We start from the raw sequence: 18,046 nt of genomic DNA on the forward strand, positions 1-18,046 counted from the left end.
ACCCAACTGATTAAGGTGCAGTTTTTTATGGCGGATTGCCGGATGCCTGCTCCCGCCTTATCCGGCCTACGGTTTGGTAGACCCGGTAAGCGCAGCGCCACCGGGCAATGATTTATAGATGCCAGTAACTCATCGCCAGCCCGATAAACAGCACCAGGCCAACGTAGTTGTTGTTCATGAACGCCTTAAAGCAGGCTTCCCGCTCGCGGTTGGCAATCAGCTTCTGCTGCCAGACAAACAGCGCGCCGGCGACCAAAATTGACCCGTAATAGCTCATTCCCAGTCCATTTAACCAGCCAATAACCGCCATTAGGACCAGCACAAGCACCTGCAGGATGCCGATGATCAGCTTGTCGTGTTGGCCAAACAGAATGGCGGTCGATTTAATACCAATTTTCAGGTCGTCGTCGCGATCGACCATCGCATACTGCGTATCGTAGGCTACCGCCCAAAGAATGTTAGCGAGGAACATCAGCCAGCAACTCAGCGGCACGGACTCACTCACCGCGGCGAAGGCCATCGGTATCGACCAGCCGAACGCCGCGCCCAGCACCACCTGCGGCAGATGAGTGTAGCGCTTCATAAACGGATACACCCAGGCAAGCGCCAGCGCGGCCACCGATAGCAGGATGGTCATTGTGTTGAGGGTCAACACCAGCAGGAAAGCGAGCAGCACCAACACCACGAACAGCGTGCGGGCCTCTTTTTCAGTCACCGCGCCGCTCGGTAGCGGACGGTTGGCGGTGCGCTTAACATGACCGTCAAATTTGCGGTCAGCATAATCATTCACGACACATCCGGCGGCGCGCATCAGCCAGACTCCGGCGACAAACACCGCCAGCACCCACAGTTGCGGTACGCCCGGAGTCGCCACCCACAGCGCCCACAGCGTCGGCCAGAGTAGCAATAAGGCACCGATGGGCTTATCCGTACGCATTAAGCGATGAAACGCCAACAGCTTAGTCTGCGTCAGACTCCACTCCATTTTATTTTCCTCTTAGTACAACGGTGATGCAGGCAAAAATAGCTCGGTCAGCATCAGCGGCTTACCGCTCAGTCGCAGGCGGGAACGGCGTCCCCACAGCGCTGCATCACAACCAATTTCAATAAAATCTCGGGTCAACGTCGATGATGTAAAAAGGTAGCGCCCTAAGGGGGTTTTGCCCAAATGTTGTAAAGCCAGTTCAGGGCCGGACAGTGTCGACTCAGGCACTACGGTACGTCCGGCAAGCCATGGCTCGCCATCCGCGCATAACAGGATTTCACGCAGCCAGTAGCGGGACTCTTTTGGCAGGAGCGCCAGCTCTTCCACCACCTCGTTTTGACCAACAAATCCTTCCCTGATCAACGTCACAGTGACCCGTTTTCCCTGCTGCTCAAAACGTTTCGTCATGGAATCTTCCAGCAGCAGCCAGTCTAGCTGTTCCGGATCCAGAGCGGGGATCTCGTCAAAATAGCGCAGCGCACGCAGTTGCGTTAACGCGGGGTGTGACATGCCTTACTCTCCGTTTCATAACTGAAAGGCATTGTAACGCAGAAAAGAGATTACGGGAGACGGAATAAAAATTAAGTGATCTGTTGCGCAACAGAAGCGTAACAATTCGCATGGAATGCTAAAAAAAAGGTGCGCCCGGGGACGCACCAGTTGTTGCAAATCAGCACTGTGGGGTAAACGTTACCCCTTGCCTTTTACACTGCTGATAAAAGTGGAACGGGCCGATGTCGAACCCAGACGCTCTGCTTCATCAAGCAGTTTCAGCGCTTTATCTACATCGCCTTTCGCGACGGCGTCTTTAATCGCTTTGTTGAAGTAGCTTTCGGTGTCGTTCAACATCGGTTCGCTTTTCTTCGCAGGCGCAGGGGCGGCAACCGGCGCGGCAGCTGGCGCAGCGTAGGTCGGCGCAGGCGCAGCGGTATTCCCTACGGTTACTGGCCCCGGACCGGAAGAACCAAACAGCGGCCCAACCAGCACGCTGGAACTGCTGCTCGTTTTCACTTTCAGCTTCAGCAGACCGTCGGTGGTATGACGGGCGATCGGGTCCGGAATATCGGGAATAGCATTACCTACGCCTTTGGCATAGGCTTTTGCCGGGTCAAGCAGAGTTGTGGTCTGCTGGAGATCTTTATCCGTCGTAAAGACCAGAACATAGAGTTTCTGCTGTCCCAGCGCAGGCGTCAGGCGCATCACCCCTTCCAGGCGATCCGCGCTCATTACGCCTGGCTCCTGGTAGGTGAAATAGCTGCTGGGGAAGAACGCAGAGGGCGTCATGTTCTGATCAAGAATCAGGACGTTAGGCGCAAAGACGCTGGTTTGTTTGTTCACTTCGCTGGTCAGCGTCAGCGTGAGCTCGCCAATATTTGCCGGAACGCTGTACGCCGCAACCGGACCCGTAATCCCTGCCACATCAAGGCGCTGACCGCCAGTCGCAAGCTGGGTGGACTGGGCGTTACTTTGGTCAACCGGCGTCCAGGTTAGCTGTTGCAGCGCAGCGGTCGGAATGGCTGGTGCGGCGGCGGTGTTTTGCGGTACATAGTTTACCTCTGCCAGGCTGATGCCCGGTGCGCTGGCAAATAACCCCGCAGATAAACAGAGAGCAACGAGACTTTTCTTCATTTTCATTGTTATCACCTCAGGAAGCATGCGTTCAGCGGTGGCCAGGCAATAGCGCGCTAAACCGCGAGAAACTGTGTCGGGAATGCCGAATGGCGGTGACGCCTTAACCGGCATTCCCGTGTTTCGGGGGACTTTCGTCCCCCTTTACCTCACGTATTACCACCAGATTTCCATCTGGGCACCGAAGGACCACTCATCGTTGTCGCCACGGCTGTAGGTAGTAGTGCTGGTGTCGCGATAGGCGATACCGTTGTCGTAACCCCATTTCTCATCCCACTTCGCGTAGGTTGCGAAGACACGGATTGCCGGGCGGGACCAGATGCTGTCGCCAGCCTGCCATTGTTGCGCCAGGGTAATTTTGTACTGGTTGTTGGTATCGTCGGTACGCTGAGACTTCACGTTGTCGTAGCCAACTTCCAGCAGGGTGCTCATGATCGGCGTCCATTTGTACATCGGACGGACACCCACTGTGTACCAGGTGGTACCGTTGTTGTCGTCACGATCGATGTCCTGGTACATACCGACGTACATCAGATCCCAGCTATCGCCCAGGGAGATTGCACCGTGGTCGAGAATACGAACCAGGCTGCCGTTGTTGTTGATATTGTTGTTAACCTGACCGATTTCAGCATCGTTGTCATAGCTGTTACCGGTGAAGGAACCCTGCGGGATACCTTTGCCCTGCGTGGTCATCGCGTCAGTCGCGTACTGAACAACAAACTTGTTGTAGCCTTTCAGCATGCTCTGGGTATGTTCTGCGGTGAACATCCAGCCGTCTTTGGTCGCTTCATCAGCAAAGCTGTAACCGTCGGTCTTATTCGCACGACCGTAGTCAACGCCCAGTTCCAGAGTACCGCCTGGGTTAATTTCCATACCTGCTAAACGCACGTCGAACACGTCGTTGGCGGTGTCTTTGTATCGGCTGTAGATATCATTGCTGGTGAAGATGTAAGAACCGCCAGCTTCCTGAGAACGGGTGGCTGCCAGAGACAGTTTACCGAAGCCGAGGTCAATGTTTTCGATACCGGCACCAGGGCCAGAGATATCCCAGTAGTAGAAGTCGATCATGTGAACGTCATGACGCTGATAGAAACGCTTACCGGCCCAAATGGTGGAGCCCGGCAGCCAGTCGATCAGGTTTTTACCCTGCACGTTCGCTTCACGGAATGCCGGGTCCGTCGCTTCCCAGTCGTTCTGCTGTGCTACGGAATAAGCGACGTTAGTGTCGAAGTAGAAGCTCTTATCGCCCTCTTTCCACACTTCCTGGCCCAGCTTAATTTCCGCATAGGTTTCACATTCGTTACCAAGACGGTATTTACTTTGAGCACCCGTTGCCTGGAAACACTGTTGTTCGCCGCCACTACCCGTCCAGCCGATACCGGAACGAGCATAACCATGGAAATCCACAGCCATTGCCTGAACAGACATAATGCCTGCTGCTACGGCAACCGCCAGCGGGAGTTTGCGCAGAGTAATCATCATTCTATCTCCTGAGATCATTGCTTTTCTTTTAAACGCTTCACCCTTCGGACTGCCTCTTTGTTGGCAGCCTCGAAGGCTTTGCGTTTCGTTTTTTATGGGGACCTTAAACGCCCGGCTCTTGATGCAGCCGACGACATGCAGTGCCATCTTCACGGAACAGATGGCAACGCTCTGGCGGCAGGCCGATAGCGAATGTGGCACCCTCTTCTACCAACACCACGTCGTTCTGGCGGTAAACCAGGTTTTGACGAATGGCGGGGATCTGGATATGAATTTGCGTTTCGTGACCAAGTTGTTCGACGACCTGAACTTCGCCTTCCAGAGTGACATCGGCGATGTCGCTGGGCAGCAGGTGTTCCGGACGAATACCTAAAGACATATTGACGCCGACCTGCACATCGCGGCTTTCGACGGGCAGCCAGACCTGTTGGCGATTTGGCAGCTCAACCTGTACCTGATCGATAGCGGTGGCGGTGACCTTGACCGGCAGGAAGTTCATTTTCGGCGACCCGATAAAGCCTGCGACGAAGCGGTCTGCCGGATAGTGATACAGCTCCAGCGGTTTACCGACCTGGGCCACGCGTCCGGCATCCAGCACCACGATTTTGTCCGCCAGGGTCATCGCTTCGACCTGATCGTGGGTGACATAAATCATCGTGCGTCCCAGGCGCTTATGCAGGCGGGAGATTTCGATACGCATCTGCACGCGCAGAGCGGCATCCAGGTTAGAAAGTGGTTCATCAAGCAGGAATACGCGCGGTTCCGCCACCAGCGTACGGCCAATCGCGACGCGCTGACGCTGACCGCCAGAGAGCGCCTTGGGTTTACGTTCCAGCAGGTGCGCCAACTGGAGGACTTCGGAAACCTGATTAACGCGCTGCGTCATGACTTCTTTCTTCGCGCCCGCAAGCTTCAGGCCAAAGGACATATTTTCAGCCACGGACAGGTGGGGATAGAGCGCATAAGACTGAAAGACCATCCCTACGCCACGTTCGGCGGGCGGGATATCGTTCATGCGGGTGTCTCCAATATAGAGATCGCCACTGGTGATGGTTTCAAGTCCGGCGATCATTCGCAGCAGAGTCGATTTACCGCAGCCTGACGGTCCTACAAACACCACGAATTCCCCTTCCTGAATGTCGAGATTGATATCTTTCGATACCACCACGTCACCCCAGGCTTTTGTTACGTTTCGTAGCTGTACGCTCGCCATGCCTTTCTCCCTTCGTTACAACCTGTCATCGACAGCAACATTCTTGATGGCCTGACTATGCGCGATTCATAAAAGGGGTAAATCCTCCACCCCTGGGCTTTTTTATGGGGGAGGAGTCGGGAGGATGAGAGAACGATAACCAGGCCCCAACCCAGACGGCGTCGAGGAAATTCGTGATGCCGCTTGCAAAAATCAGTCTGTTTTTATGTGCGCCAGCACCCATAACTACAATTTATGCAACAGAGATCACACAAAGAGGGGGTGGGGCGTAGGGGTCAGGAGGATGGAAAGAGGATGTCATATAAGGAAACTGAGTCACGTTGAACCACTAAGTCATACCACGAGCACATCACCAAAAGGATGGCAGATATGAAGATTAAGACTGGCGCACGCGTTTTCGCCTTGTCCGCCCTTGCAGCAATGATGATTTCCGCACCGGCTCTGGCCAAAATTGAAGAAGGCAAGCTGGTTATCTGGATTAACGGCGACAAAGGCTATAACGGCCTGGCCGAAGTGGGTAAAAAATTCGAGAAAGATACCGGCATCAAAGTGACGGTTGAGCATCCGGACAAGCTGGAAGAGAAATTCCCGCAGGTTGCAGCAACCGGTGACGGTCCGGACATCATCTTCTGGGCACATGACCGTTTTGGCGGCTACGCGCAGTCTGGTCTGTTGGCTGAAGTGACCCCGGAAAAAGCGTTCCAGGACAAACTTTATCCTTTCACCTGGGATGCCGTGCGTTACAACGGCAAGCTGATTGCTTATCCGATCGCGGTTGAAGCGCTGTCACTGATTTACAACAAAGACCTGGTGCCAAACCCGCCAAAAACCTGGGAAGAAATTCCTGCCCTGGATAAACAGCTGAAGGCAAAAGGTAAGAGCGCTCTGATGTTCAACCTGCAAGAACCGTACTTCACCTGGCCACTGATTGCCGCCGACGGTGGTTATGCGTTCAAGTTTGAAAACGGCAAGTATGACGTGAAAGATGTGGGTGTCGACAGCGCGGGGGCGAAAGCGGGCCTTGGCTTCCTGGTTGACCTCATCAAGAACAAACACATGAATGCGGATACCGATTATTCCATCGCTGAAGCGGCCTTTAATAAGGGCGAAACCGCGATGACCATCAACGGTCCGTGGGCATGGACGAATATCGACAAGAGCAAAGTGAACTACGGCGTGACCCTGCTGCCAACCTTCAAAGGCAAGCCGTCTAAACCGTTCGTCGGTGTCCTGAGCGCCGGTATTAACGCAGCCAGCCCGAACAAAGAACTGGCGAAAGAGTTCCTGGAAAACTACCTGCTGACCGATCAGGGTCTGGAAGAAGTGAACAAGGACAAACCGCTGGGTGCTGTAGCGCTGAAATCCTACCAGGACACGCTGGCGAAAGACCCGCGCATCGCCGCAACCATGGATAACGCCCAGAAGGGTGAAATCATGCCGAACATCCCGCAAATGGCGGCGTTCTGGTATGCCACCCGTACTGCTGTAATTAACGCCGCAAGCGGTCGCCAGACCGTGGACGCTGCACTGAAAGACGCGCAGGGTCGTATCACCAAGTAATGCAGTTGTGAACGTGCCGGATGGCGGCATAAATGCCTTATCCGGCCTACAGCACATGTAGGCCTGATAAGCGCAGCGCCATCAGGCACGCTGATCAACACGTTTTCAAAGTTGTTGAGGAAGAACCCCATGGATGTCATTAAAAAGAAACACTGGTGGCAAAGCGACGCGCTGAAATGGTCAGTGATTGGTCTGCTTGGACTACTGGTGGGTTACCTTGTAGTTTTAATGTACGCACAAGGGGAGTATCTGTTCGCCATCATGACGCTGATCTTAAGCTCAGTTGGCCTGTATATTTTCGCCAATCGTAAAGCCTACGCCTGGCGCTATGTTTACCCAGGCATGGCCGGGATGGGGCTGTTCGTTCTGTTTCCGCTGATCTGTACGATTGCTATCGCCTTCACCAACTACAGCAGCACTAACCAACTGGCGCAGGAACGTGCGCAACAGGTGTTGCTGGACCGTTCTTATCAGGCGGGAAAAGCCTATAGCTTTGGTTTATATCCGTCCGGCGACGAGTGGCAACTGGCCCTGACCGACGCTGAAAGCGGAAAAAATTATGTTTCTGGCGCCTTCAAATTTAGCGGCGAGCAGAAGCTGGAAATGAAAGAAGCGGATGCTCTGCCCTCCGGCGAACGCGCAAACTTACGCATCATCACGCAGAACCGTCAGGCACTGACCCAACTCACTGCCATTCTGCCGGATGAAAGCAAGGTGATTATGAGTTCGCTGCGCCAGTTCTCCGGTACGCAGCCGCTTTACACCCTTGCGGACGACGGTACGCTCACTAACAACCAGAGCGGCGTGAAATACCGTCCCAACAACGACATTGGTTTTTATCAGTCGATAACGGCTGACGGTAACTGGGGCGATGAAAAGCTGAGTCCTGGCTATACCGTTACCATCGGCTGGGAAAACTTTACCCGCGTCTTTACTGACGAAGGGATTCAGAAGCCGTTCTTCGCTATCTTCGTGTGGACTGTTGTTTTCTCAGTGCTCACCGTACTGCTGACCGTTGCGGTCGGGATGGTGCTGGCGTGTCTGGTGCAGTGGGAGTCGCTGAAAGGCAAAGCCATTTACCGCGTGCTGCTGATATTGCCGTATGCCGTACCTTCATTTATCTCGATTTTGATTTTCAAAGGCCTGTTCAACCAGAGCTTTGGTGAAATCAACATGATGCTGGGCGCACTGTTCGGCATTAAACCGGCCTGGTTCAGCGACCCGACCACCGCACGTTCGATGATTATCATCGTCAACACCTGGCTGGGTTACCCGTACATGATGATCCTGTGCATGGGGCTGCTGAAAGCTATTCCGGAAGACCTTTACGAAGCCTCGGCGATGGACGGTGCAGGTCCGTTCCAGAACTTCTTTAAAATTACGCTGCCGCTGCTGATTAAGCCGCTAACGCCGCTAATGATTGCCAGCTTTGCCTTTAACTTTAATAACTTCGTGCTGATTCAACTGTTGACCAACGGTGGCCCGGACCGTCTCGGAACGACCACGCCAGCGGGTTATACCGATCTGCTCGTCAGCTACACCTACCGCATTGCCTTCGAAGGTGGCGGTGGTCAGGACTTCGGTCTGGCGGCGGCTATCGCCACGCTGATCTTCCTGCTGGTTGGCGCGCTGGCTATCGTCAACCTGAAAGCCACACGCATGAAGTTTGATTAAGGGAGATAACAATTATGGCTATGGTCCAACCCAAATCACAAAAACTGCGTTTACTCGTGACGCACTTAGGGCTACTGATTTTTATCGCGGCGATCATGTTCCCGCTGCTGATGGTTATCGCGATTTCACTGCGTGAAGGCAACTTTGCGACCGGGAGCCTGATCCCGGAAAGTATCTCCTGGGAGCACTGGCGGCTGGCGTTGGGCTTCAGCGTTGAACATGCTGATGGCCGCGTCACGCCGCCCCCCTTCCCGGTACTGTTATGGCTGTGGAACTCGGTGAAAATCGCCGGTATCACCGCGATCGGCATCGTGGCGCTCTCGACCACCTGCGCTTACGCCTTTGCCCGTATGCGTTTCCCGGGTAAAGCTACGCTGCTGAAAGGGATGTTGATTTTCCAGATGTTCCCGGCTGTGCTGTCACTGGTCGCTCTGTATGCCTTGTTTGACCGTCTGGGTCAGTACATTCCGTTTATCGGCCTGAACACCCACGGCGGGGTGATCTTCGCCTATCTTGGCGGTATCGCGCTGCACGTGTGGACGATTAAGGGCTATTTCGAAACCATCGACGGTTCGCTGGAAGAAGCCGCCGCACTGGACGGCGCGACGCCGTGGCAGGCGTTCCGCCTGGTGCTGCTGCCGCTGTCAGTGCCGATTCTGGCGGTGGTCTTTATTCTCTCGTTTATTGCCGCGATTACCGAAGTACCGGTCGCGTCACTGTTACTGCGTGATGTAAACAGCTACACCCTGGCGGTGGGCATGCAGCAGTACCTTAACCCGCAAAACTACCTGTGGGGCGACTTTGCCGCGGCGGCTGTGCTTTCCGCGATTCCAATCACCCTCGTGTTCCTGCTGGCTCAGCGCTGGCTGGTGAACGGCCTGACGGCGGGCGGGGTGAAAGGCTAGATTTCATCGAAGTACCTGTGTTACCGCCCGGCAATGGGCAATGCCACTGCACCCTCAACTTGTTTTATCCAACTTGTGACTGTTATTTGGCGCTCTCCGGAGCGCCTTTTTTTATGTTATTTCATAATCCCGTTACGTTTATTTCCTTTCGTGCACTTCATCACTGCATTTCATTTTTCAGTCCTCACATCGATAAATTAAACGGAGTGAAGATCACAGAAAAGACATTACGTAACAGCAATGTAAAAAATGGTAATTGTCTTACCTGCCGGTTAAACCCAACATCTTCGACACTGATAAAAGAACTGTATCCTACAAGGCAGGTCTGAATGAACACCCAATATAATTCCCAATATATTTTTTCGATTACATTAGTCGCAACATTAGGCGGGTTATTATTTGGCTATGATACCGCGGTGATCTCCGGTACCGTTGAGTCCTTAAATACCGTCTTTGTCGCCCCACAAAACCTCAGTGAATCCGCTGCCAACTCGTTGCTCGGCTTTTGCGTCGCCAGTGCGCTGATTGGCTGTATTATTGGCGGCGCGCTCGGCGGTTACTGTAGTAACCGCTTTGGTCGCCGTGATTCGCTCAAAATTGCCGCCCTGCTGTTCTTTATTTCCGGCGTCGGCTCCGCATGGCCAGAATTAGGATTTACCGACATTAATCCAGATAATACCGTGCCGGTTTATCTGGCCGGATACGTTCCTGAATTCGTTATTTACCGTATTATCGGCGGCATAGGCGTAGGATTAGCCTCAATGCTGTCGCCCATGTATATCGCCGAACTGGCACCGGCGCATATTCGCGGAAAACTGGTTTCGTTCAACCAGTTTGCCATTATTTTCGGCCAGTTGCTGGTGTACTGTGTTAACTATTTTATCGCCAAATCCGGCGACGCCATCTGGCTGAATACCGACGGCTGGCGCTATATGTTTGCCTCTGAGTGTATTCCCGCGCTGCTCTTCTTAGGGCTGCTGTATACCGTACCAGAAAGCCCGCGCTGGCTGATGGCACGTGGTAAGCAAGAGCAGGCAGAAAGTATTCTGCGTAAAATTATGGGCTCTGCGCTTGCCACCCAGGCGATGCAGGAGATCAACCATTCCCTGGAGCATGGTCGCAAAACCGGCGGGCGCCTGCTGATGTTTGGCGTGGGCGTGATTGTTATCGGCGTGATGCTGTCGGTATTCCAGCAGTTCGTCGGTATCAACGTAGTGCTCTACTACGCACCGGAAGTCTTTAAGACGCTGGGGGCAAGCACCGACGTGGCACTGTTACAGACCATTATTGTTGGCGTAATCAACCTGAGCTTTACCGTGCTGGCGATCATGACCGTGGATAAATTTGGCCGCAAGCCGCTGCAAATCATCGGCGCGCTGGGTATGGCGATTGGTATGTTCAGCCTCGGTACCGCATTTTATACGCAGGCGCCGGGTATCGTCGCACTGTTGTCGATGCTGTTCTACGTCGCAGCCTTCGCCATGTCCTGGGGACCGGTCTGCTGGGTGCTTCTGGCAGAAATCTTCCCGAACGCGATTCGCGGCAAAGCGCTGGCGATCGCCGTGGCTGCCCAATGGTTGGCGAACTACTTTGTCTCCTGGACCTTCCCGATGATGGACAAAAACTCGTGGCTGGTGTCCCATTTCCACAACGGGTTTTCCTACTGGATTTACGGCTGCATGGGCGTGCTAGCGGCACTGTTTATGTGGAAATTCGTGCCTGAAACCAAAGGTAAAACGCTGGAAGAACTGGAAGAGTTGTGGGTACCTGCGGAGAAAAAATCTCGCGAAGCCGCTGTACAGTAAATCATGCCACAACACGCCGCCCCCCTGCGGCGTGTTGCCATTCCATATTGTCCTTCACTCACGCTTCAACCTCTTCGAGTTACACATCCAGAGTGCGATCACCAGCAACAGGATCGCCGCCGAGTAGATCAGCACATCCATTGGCGATTTATGATCGACGACGATCAGCCGCACAATCGCCGTGATCCCAATATAGACAAAATAGCGAAGCGGGAAGTGAAAGCCTGACTGAAAGTACTTCACAATCAGTGCAATAAATTCGAAATAGAGGAAATAAACAACCAGCCCTTCCACCAGCTCGTACTTGCTGGATTGCTCAGGCGCGAAGAGTACATCTGCCAGATGCAGCGTCTCTTTACCGAGGAATACGACCAGGATCAGGCCCAGACTCAACAGCCCAAGGTTCAGCACGGTCTGTAGTATCGTAGAGATAAACTCCACGCGGGGACGAGATAGTGACGTCATAACAGCACCTCTTTCTCAGTGGTGAGGTTCCTGTATAACGCAAAATTGTGACGGAGATCTATATTTTTTATTTATATTTTGCTCACACGACGAATCTTGCCGGATGGCGGCTACGCCTTATCCGGCCTACGATACAGCTTGTAGGCCTGATAAGCGAAGCGCCATCAGGCAAGCAGGCCTTAGCGGAAGTTGATGTTCTTATCGCTGGTCATGTCGTACAGCTGGAATTTACGCCCCAGTTGCTGACCGCCGTCACGCGTCAGTGGCGTCCAGCCCACTGCGGCACGGCTGCGGGTCGGGCCTGACGAGAAGAGATCCAGCGGAATAGAAACATAAACACCCTTGGTGAAATCCCCTTCGCCATATTCGTCCGGCGACACATTCGTCAGAGTCGCGTAACCGCCCACCACCACGCCGCTGTCAAAGCGTTTTGAAATATCCAGCGTACCGCCCTTATCGCCCGCCAGATACTGACCGACGCTCGCTTTCACCAGCACATCCTGAGCAAACGACGGCGTCCAGTAGGCGGTCAAATGCCCGGTCTTCACGCTGTAGTCGGTGAATTTCATCATGTCCTGCGCGCTTCGCCAGTCACGCTGCTTCACGTAGTTGGCATCCAGGCCGAACGCCCAGTTGCTGTCTACAGGGCGATACAACACTTCTGCCCCCGCGCCGCCGAACATCGTCTCCAGATAACCGCCGTAAACCTGGCCGTAGAAGCCGTTGCCAAAGTACTGGAAGTAGTTGGCCTGCAGGTTATTCACGTAGACATCGTTCTGTACATATTCGCGCACGTGAGTACGCACACGTGGCAGTTTCGAGTCGTTCGGCGGGTTGGTGTAGTTAAACTTGTCGTAGTTATTGGCGAGATTGCCAAACAGGCTACCGGTGGTCAGCAGATGGTCGGTAACCCACAGATCGGCGGTCGCCATCACGCCCAACTGGTACATGTAGAAGTTTTCCGGCCCACCCACGGACTGGTTCAGCACCGGATCGATATGGAAAGCAAAGCGCGATTTATCGATATACCAGCCCTGCTCGGTGCTTTGCGGCACTACCGGCTCGACGCGTTTTTGCGCCAGCGGCGTTTCATGGCCTAACGGCTCTCCTTCCAGGTGTCGCTTAAGGCTGGAAACGTCCGTCTCGGTCGTCACCTGCGGCAGGTTCAGGCGATTTTCGGTGATGCGGATCGTGCGGATCCCTTCCGGCAGGTCGTTCATCACGATCCGGTTGGCTCGTTCGATCCCCTCACGCGAGTCGCGGTATTTCACCTGCTCGCCGGTCACGTACAGCGTGTCGCCTTTTACCTGGATCTGCGGATCCGCCAGTCCGGCATTGTATTTCAACAGCGTTAGCTGGTTCGCCACCACCGAGTGCTGGAGGATCGCGTCCTGCGGCTGCGGCTGATATTTCGGTCGGGCGTTATCGTTGTAAGTTGGCCGCAGATCGTTGAAGTTCGTTCGCAGCGTTACGCCAAACATGAAGGTGTTACCGCGCTCATAGCTGAGGTTAACGTCGGCCCAGTCGGTGACGCGGTAAATGGCGCCGACGTTAAACTTGCTCTTCTGCTCCAGCTTGCCAGCAAAGTCCTGCTGATAGTTATTGCCTTCATACTCCAGCTTCAGACGCAGCGGCTGCCAGGGCGTCTGGTACTCGACGCCGCCAAACAGCGATGCCGGTCCGTGGAACATCTCGCTGCCGTCAACTGAACCCGCCTGTTTGTAGCTATTATCGCGATAGCAATATTTGTCGCTGTATGAACAGAACGGATTGCTCACGTTGCCACTGGTGCCGAGATATCCCCAGCCAAGACCGAGCGAGAAATCAAACGGTCCCCAGGCCTTGCTGGCGACGAGATATTCGGCATCAAACAGGCCGGTCCCGCCGATATCCCGCGCCCCTACCGCCACCTGCGGCATCCAGTAACTCTCTTCCCACAGGCGCAGCTTCACATCGAAGGCTTTATCTTTGTAGGTCTGGTCACCGGAGAAGGACTCAACGCTGCTGTATTTCTTCGTTCGCACATCGGTATAGCGCAGGGTCGTTTCCAGCCACGGAAAGAGCTGCACGGAGGCGGAGTAGTAGCGGTACTGATCGTTATCGCGATAGTTAAGGCTAAGCTCCCCCTCTCGCGCCATGCGTGCGGTCGGGGTCTGGAGCAAACCCACACCGCCAAAGTCAGACTGCGATGGACCAATCGGTGCCGGATACGTTTCGGCGTGGCAGGCTGCGCTGATGCCCAGCGCCAGTAAGCTGAGCAGATAGGTTTTTTTCATTATTCGGGTATCCGCTGCGTCAGGGTATGAAGAATGTCGGCGTTCAGCGCGTCCGGTTCGCTGCTCCAGAGGGAGTCATCAAAGCCGACAAAAATGATGCTGCCCGGCATCGGCTCAACGTGACGCTTATTCCAGTAGGCCACCGGGACTTTCTGCGTCCGTCCATCAGGGTAGACAACCCAGGCATAGCTACGATCCGCGCCGCTGAGCAGGTTCTGACCGTCAAGGTAGCTAACCACATCCCGACCAGGCATAAACGGCTGCTTTCCGGGGCGGCTAATCAGGCCAAAGATCGTGACTTCCGTTGGCTGCGCCCCCACCCAGAGCGTGTAGTTTCCCTGCAGCGGCGGGTTGCCCCGCTCACTGACGCGTACGACGTCCGGATCGAGATTCACGCGTTGCCTGCCGGTGATCTTCAGCGCCTGAATCTGCTGACGCAGGGCGTTAATGGCGGCGGCGGCATCCCCACTCTCTTGCGCACTCAACGCCGCCAGACGCCCTAAAAGCGCCTGCTGTTGGCGAAGCGCCGCTGTGCTCGCCAGTTCTTCGCTAATGACCGCGCCAGGCCACCAGCTGTTTGCCAGACGGGGCTGCCCGACCAGATCGATAAGGTGTTCAGCGCCGGTAAGGGTTTTTGGCTCTGCGTTGCCAGTGGTGAGGACCTTGACGGTACCCGCAGCAAAAACAGATGACGCACTCAGGCAAATGAGAAGTGCGGTTAGCGTCTGTTTAATCATGATTTTGCCGCCTTGATCAGCGTGGTTTTCACCGGGAAGTAGTTCGCGCCCAGATACTGCTCCGACTGGCGAATTTGTCCTTCGCTGTCGATCCAGTAGCGGTTTCGCCAGCGTACCTGGTCCGTTGTCACCTCTTCTTCCAGCACGCGCACCGGGGTTTCATCGCTGCCCACATTGACCGTATCGGTGCCGGTCCAGGTAAAGACGGAACGCGCGGTGGCATAGCGCACCTGCCGGAATTCCGTCCACCCCATCGTGCGGGTCCAGGTGGTGCCGTCGACAATCTGATTGGGTTTCGTCAGTGGGTCGTCGGCAAGGTTGTTAACATCGATCAGGTTGTCACCGCTAAGTAGCGTTTTCACCAGACGACCATGCTGAGTCACGAGGGTGGCCTGATCCTGCGTCACCCATTTCTGCTGCCCGTTCTCGGCGAAAGCAAGTACCACAAATAGCTGCGGTCCACCGTTAAGCTGTATGTACTGGCTGGCGTAGGGCATATTCTGGATGTCGTCATCGGTCAGCTGTACGCCAGGTGTGCCAAACATGCTGTCCCACAGTGAATTGCCCAACTCTTTGGTGGTGGCTGAGCAGGCCTGTAAAAGCAGGCAAATAATGATGATTCCAGGTCGCTTCACGACTCTTCTCCGCATGATTGCCGAGTGGCGCTGCAAAAATAACCACACCGAAGTGTGGTTATGCTTAAACGTACCGGTATTACTGGGTACTGGTGGTCGTGGTGGTTGTGGTCCCGGTATTGGAACCGTCACCGCCACCGGTTGCGGCCAGCGCAACCCCCACCGCCGAACTTACGGTGCTCACGCTGGTCGCGGACGAACTACCCGCTGATACCGACGTGGCAGCCGAACCCGCCGCTTCACCCACCTGAACGGGGGCCGCGTAGACAGAGCTCGCCGCAAGCGCAGATATGGCAAAAATGCCATACAGAACTTTTTTCATAACAATTTCCCTTCATTGAATGAATGGAGATTTACCCAAAAGAGTTTCGGGCGGGATCGAGTATACACAACTAAAGCATGCGGATTACGGCAGGTCTAAATAGCGAGGCGGTTTTAGGATAATTGGACTTTTGGTAAGTAAGCTCTTTATTGGTAAATAATTTTATGATTTAAAATCATTCGCTTAATATATAAAACCAAGGGTTATATCATCCGTATATTCCTAAAATAACACAGGGTTATTTTACGGTTATTCTTTATTTTAGGATAAAGCTCAAGAGCCAATTTCGGTTAAGCAAGAGGACAAGGGGAATTATCTTATAAAAAAGCCGATAATAATATCGGCTCAGATATCATAATCTGCAAATTCATTCGAATTGCAGCAAGGCGGCAAAGTTCATTAATCCCCGGGAGCATAGATAACTATGTGACCGGGGTTAATGAACGCAGCCAACACAGCTGCGGTTCGAAGGAAGAAGCAGATTAACGCCAGGCTTTATAACGGTTGATTAAACCGTTAGTTGAACCATCATGGCTATTGATTTCTTTATCATCATTCAGCTCAGGCAGAATGCGGTTAGCCAGCTGTTTGCCCAGCTCTACGCCCCACTGGTCGAAGGTGAAGATGTTCAGAATGATGCCCTGAGTGAAGATTTTGTGCTCGTAAAGGGCAATCAGCGCACCCAGGCTAAACGGCGTGATTTCGCGCAGCAGGATGGAGTTGGTCGGGCGGTTGCCTTCGAACACTTTGAACGGCACAACGTGTTCCAGGGTCGCCGGATCTTTACCCTGGTCACGGTATTCCTGCTCAACCACTTCGCGAGATTTACCAAACGCCAGCGCTTCGGTCTGAGCGAAGAAGTTAGACAACAGCTTCGGATGGTGATCTGACAGCGGGTTATGGGTGATCGCCGGGGCGATAAAGTCACAAGGAACCATTTTGGTGCCCTGGTGAATCAGCTGGTAAAACGCGTGCTGACCGTTAGTGCCTGGCTCGCCCCAAATGATTGGGCCAGTCTGGTAGTCCACCGGGTTGCCGTTACGATCAACGTATTTACCGTTGGATTCCATGTTGCCCTGCTGGAAGTAAGCCGCAAAGCGGTGCATATACTGGTCATACGGCAGGATCGCTTCGGTTTCAGCGCCGAAGAAATTGTTGTACCAGATACCGATCAGCGCCAGCAGAATCGGCAGGTTTTTCTCAGGTGCGGTGGTGGAGAAGTGCTTATCCATTGCATGCGCGCCGGAGAGCAGTTCCACAAAGTTGTCGTAACCTACGGAGAGGATAATGGACAGGCCAATCGCAGACCACAGGGAGTAACGGCCACCCACCCAGTCCCAGAATTCGAACATGTTGGCGGTATCAATGCCGAACTCGCCGACCGCTTTCGCGTTAGTGGAAAGAGCTGCAAAGTGTTTGGCAACGTGTTTTTCATCACCCGCGGTTTTCAGGAACCAGTCGCGCGCGCTATGGGCGTTAGTCATGGTTTCCTGGGTGGTAAAGGTTTTGGACGCGACGAGGAAAAGAGTGGTTTCCGGGTTCACTTTCTTCAGCACTTCGGCGATATGGGTACCGTCGACGTTAGAAACAAAGTGCATATTCAGGTGGTTTTTGTACGGACGCAGCGCTTCGGTCACCATGAACGGACCGAGGTCGGAGCCACCAATACCAATGTTCACCACGTCAGTAATCGCTTTACCGGTATAGCCTTTCCAGCTTCCTGAAATGATCGCTTCAGAGAAGGATTTCATCTTCTCCAGCACCGCGTTGACTTCCGGCATCACATCTTTGCCGTCGACGAGGATCGGAGTATTGCTACGGTTACGCAGCGCAACGTGCAGCACAGCGCGGTCTTCAGTACGGTTGATTTTCTCACCGGAGAACATCGACTTAATGGCACCAGCCAGATCGGTTTCTTTTGCCAGATCCTGCAGTTTCGCCAGCGTTTCTTCGGTGATGCGGTTTTTGGAGAAATCGACCAGCATCAGATCGTCGAACGTTGCGGAGAATTTGTTGAAACGATCGCTATCCTTCGCGAACAGATCCGCGATGGTGACGTCTTTCATTTCTTCAAAGTGTTTCTGTAGTGCCTGCCAGGCAGTGGTCTGCGTTGGGTTGATGTTTTTCATTAGCAATACTCTTCTGATTTGAGAATTGTGACTGGGATCGATTGTAACGCCAGACACAGAAAAATGTGATTGTTTTAGTGCACTTCCCCTGGCCCCGGTCAAAAGCGGATGAAATAAAGCCAAAAGTATATACCCTAAATAATTCGAGTTGCAGGAAGGCGGCGACGCAGCGAATCCCCAGGAGCGTACACAAGTACGTGACTGGAGTGAGCGAGGAAAGCCAACGCAC

15 protein-coding genes are annotated in these 18,046 nt (G+C 53.9%); 4 read left to right on the forward strand and 11 right to left on the reverse strand.

Going from position 1 to position 18,046, the window contains the following annotated elements:
• Nucleotides 1-112: 112 nt before the first annotated feature.
• From ubiA to malK, 5 genes are all read right to left on the reverse strand, one after another.
• Nucleotides 113-985: a 4-hydroxybenzoate octaprenyltransferase gene (gene ubiA, locus HVY19_RS18970; protein ID WP_181682143.1), complete on the reverse strand. Its 873-nt coding sequence runs from the start codon at nt 983-985 to the stop codon at nt 113-115.
• A 12-nt stretch (nt 986-997) separates the two neighbouring features.
• A complete protein-coding gene (gene ubiC, locus HVY19_RS18975) occupies nt 998-1,495 on the reverse strand; it encodes a chorismate lyase (RefSeq protein ID WP_181682144.1) in 498 nt (165 codons plus the stop codon).
• A 180-nt stretch (nt 1,496-1,675) separates the two neighbouring features.
• Nucleotides 1,676-2,620, reverse strand: coding sequence for a maltose operon protein MalM (malM, locus tag HVY19_RS18980; protein WP_181682145.1), 945 nt, complete (start codon nt 2,618-2,620; stop codon nt 1,676-1,678).
• Between the two features lie 150 nt (nt 2,621-2,770).
• Entirely contained in the window at nt 2,771-4,096 is a 1,326-nt protein-coding gene (locus HVY19_RS18985) for a maltoporin (protein WP_181682146.1), read from the reverse strand.
• A gap of 103 nt (nt 4,097-4,199) precedes the next feature.
• Nucleotides 4,200-5,309: a maltose/maltodextrin ABC transporter ATP-binding protein MalK gene (gene malK / locus HVY19_RS18990; protein ID WP_181682147.1), complete on the reverse strand. Its 1,110-nt coding sequence runs from the start codon at nt 5,307-5,309 to the stop codon at nt 4,200-4,202.
• 369 nt (nt 5,310-5,678) lie between these two features.
• Between malK and malE the strand changes: the two genes are divergently transcribed.
• From malE to xylE, 4 genes are all read left to right on the forward strand, one after another.
• A complete protein-coding gene (gene malE, locus HVY19_RS18995; protein WP_181682148.1) occupies nt 5,679-6,869 on the forward strand; it encodes a maltose/maltodextrin ABC transporter substrate-binding protein MalE in 1,191 nt (396 codons plus the stop codon).
• A gap of 129 nt (nt 6,870-6,998) precedes the next feature.
• On the forward strand, nt 6,999-8,543 hold the full coding sequence (gene malF / locus HVY19_RS19000) for a maltose ABC transporter permease MalF (RefSeq protein ID WP_181682149.1): 1,545 nt from the start codon (nt 6,999-7,001) through the stop codon (nt 8,541-8,543).
• Between the two features lie 14 nt (nt 8,544-8,557).
• Nucleotides 8,558-9,448, forward strand: a complete 891-nt coding sequence (malG, locus tag HVY19_RS19005) for a maltose ABC transporter permease MalG (protein WP_181682150.1) — start codon at nt 8,558-8,560, stop codon at nt 9,446-9,448.
• A gap of 329 nt (nt 9,449-9,777) precedes the next feature.
• On the forward strand, nt 9,778-11,253 hold the full coding sequence (xylE, locus tag HVY19_RS19010; RefSeq protein ID WP_181682151.1) for a D-xylose transporter XylE: 1,476 nt from the start codon (nt 9,778-9,780) through the stop codon (nt 11,251-11,253).
• A 54-nt stretch (nt 11,254-11,307) separates the two neighbouring features.
• Here the strand turns inward: xylE and psiE are convergent, their stop codons facing one another.
• The 6 genes from psiE to pgi form a co-directional block, all read right to left on the reverse strand.
• A complete protein-coding gene (psiE, locus tag HVY19_RS19015) occupies nt 11,308-11,718 on the reverse strand; it encodes a phosphate-starvation-inducible protein PsiE (RefSeq protein WP_181682152.1) in 411 nt (136 codons plus the stop codon).
• A gap of 179 nt (nt 11,719-11,897) precedes the next feature.
• Nucleotides 11,898-13,994 (reverse strand): YjbH domain-containing protein, encoded by a 2,097-nt coding sequence (locus tag HVY19_RS19020; protein ID WP_181682153.1) that lies wholly within the window; start codon nt 13,992-13,994, stop codon nt 11,898-11,900.
• Nucleotides 13,994-14,731 carry a capsule biosynthesis GfcC family protein gene (locus tag HVY19_RS19025; protein WP_181682154.1) on the reverse strand — a complete coding sequence of 246 codons (738 nt, stop codon included), beginning with the start codon at nt 14,729-14,731 and terminating at the stop codon, nt 13,994-13,996. The genes HVY19_RS19020 and HVY19_RS19025 overlap by 1 nt, the downstream gene beginning before the upstream one ends.
• Nucleotides 14,728-15,366, reverse strand: a complete 639-nt coding sequence (locus HVY19_RS19030; protein ID WP_220132933.1) for a YjbF family lipoprotein — start codon at nt 15,364-15,366, stop codon at nt 14,728-14,730. Before HVY19_RS19030 ends, HVY19_RS19025 begins: the two co-directional genes overlap by 4 nt.
• Before the next feature lie 79 nt (nt 15,367-15,445).
• The gene (gene yjbE, locus HVY19_RS19035) at nt 15,446-15,688 is read right to left on the reverse strand and encodes an exopolysaccharide production protein YjbE (protein WP_012907718.1); all 243 of its coding nucleotides are present in this window, start codon (nt 15,686-15,688) and stop codon (nt 15,446-15,448) included.
• Nucleotides 15,689-16,170: 482 nt separating this feature from the next.
• Nucleotides 16,171-17,817, reverse strand: a complete 1,647-nt coding sequence (pgi, locus tag HVY19_RS19040) for a glucose-6-phosphate isomerase (RefSeq protein WP_181682156.1) — start codon at nt 17,815-17,817, stop codon at nt 16,171-16,173.
• Nucleotides 17,818-18,046: the final 229 nt, after the last annotated feature.

Source organism: Citrobacter sp. RHB25-C09 (assembly GCF_013836145.1).
In the GTDB taxonomy this organism is placed as follows: Bacteria; Pseudomonadota; Gammaproteobacteria; order Enterobacterales; family Enterobacteriaceae; genus Citrobacter_A.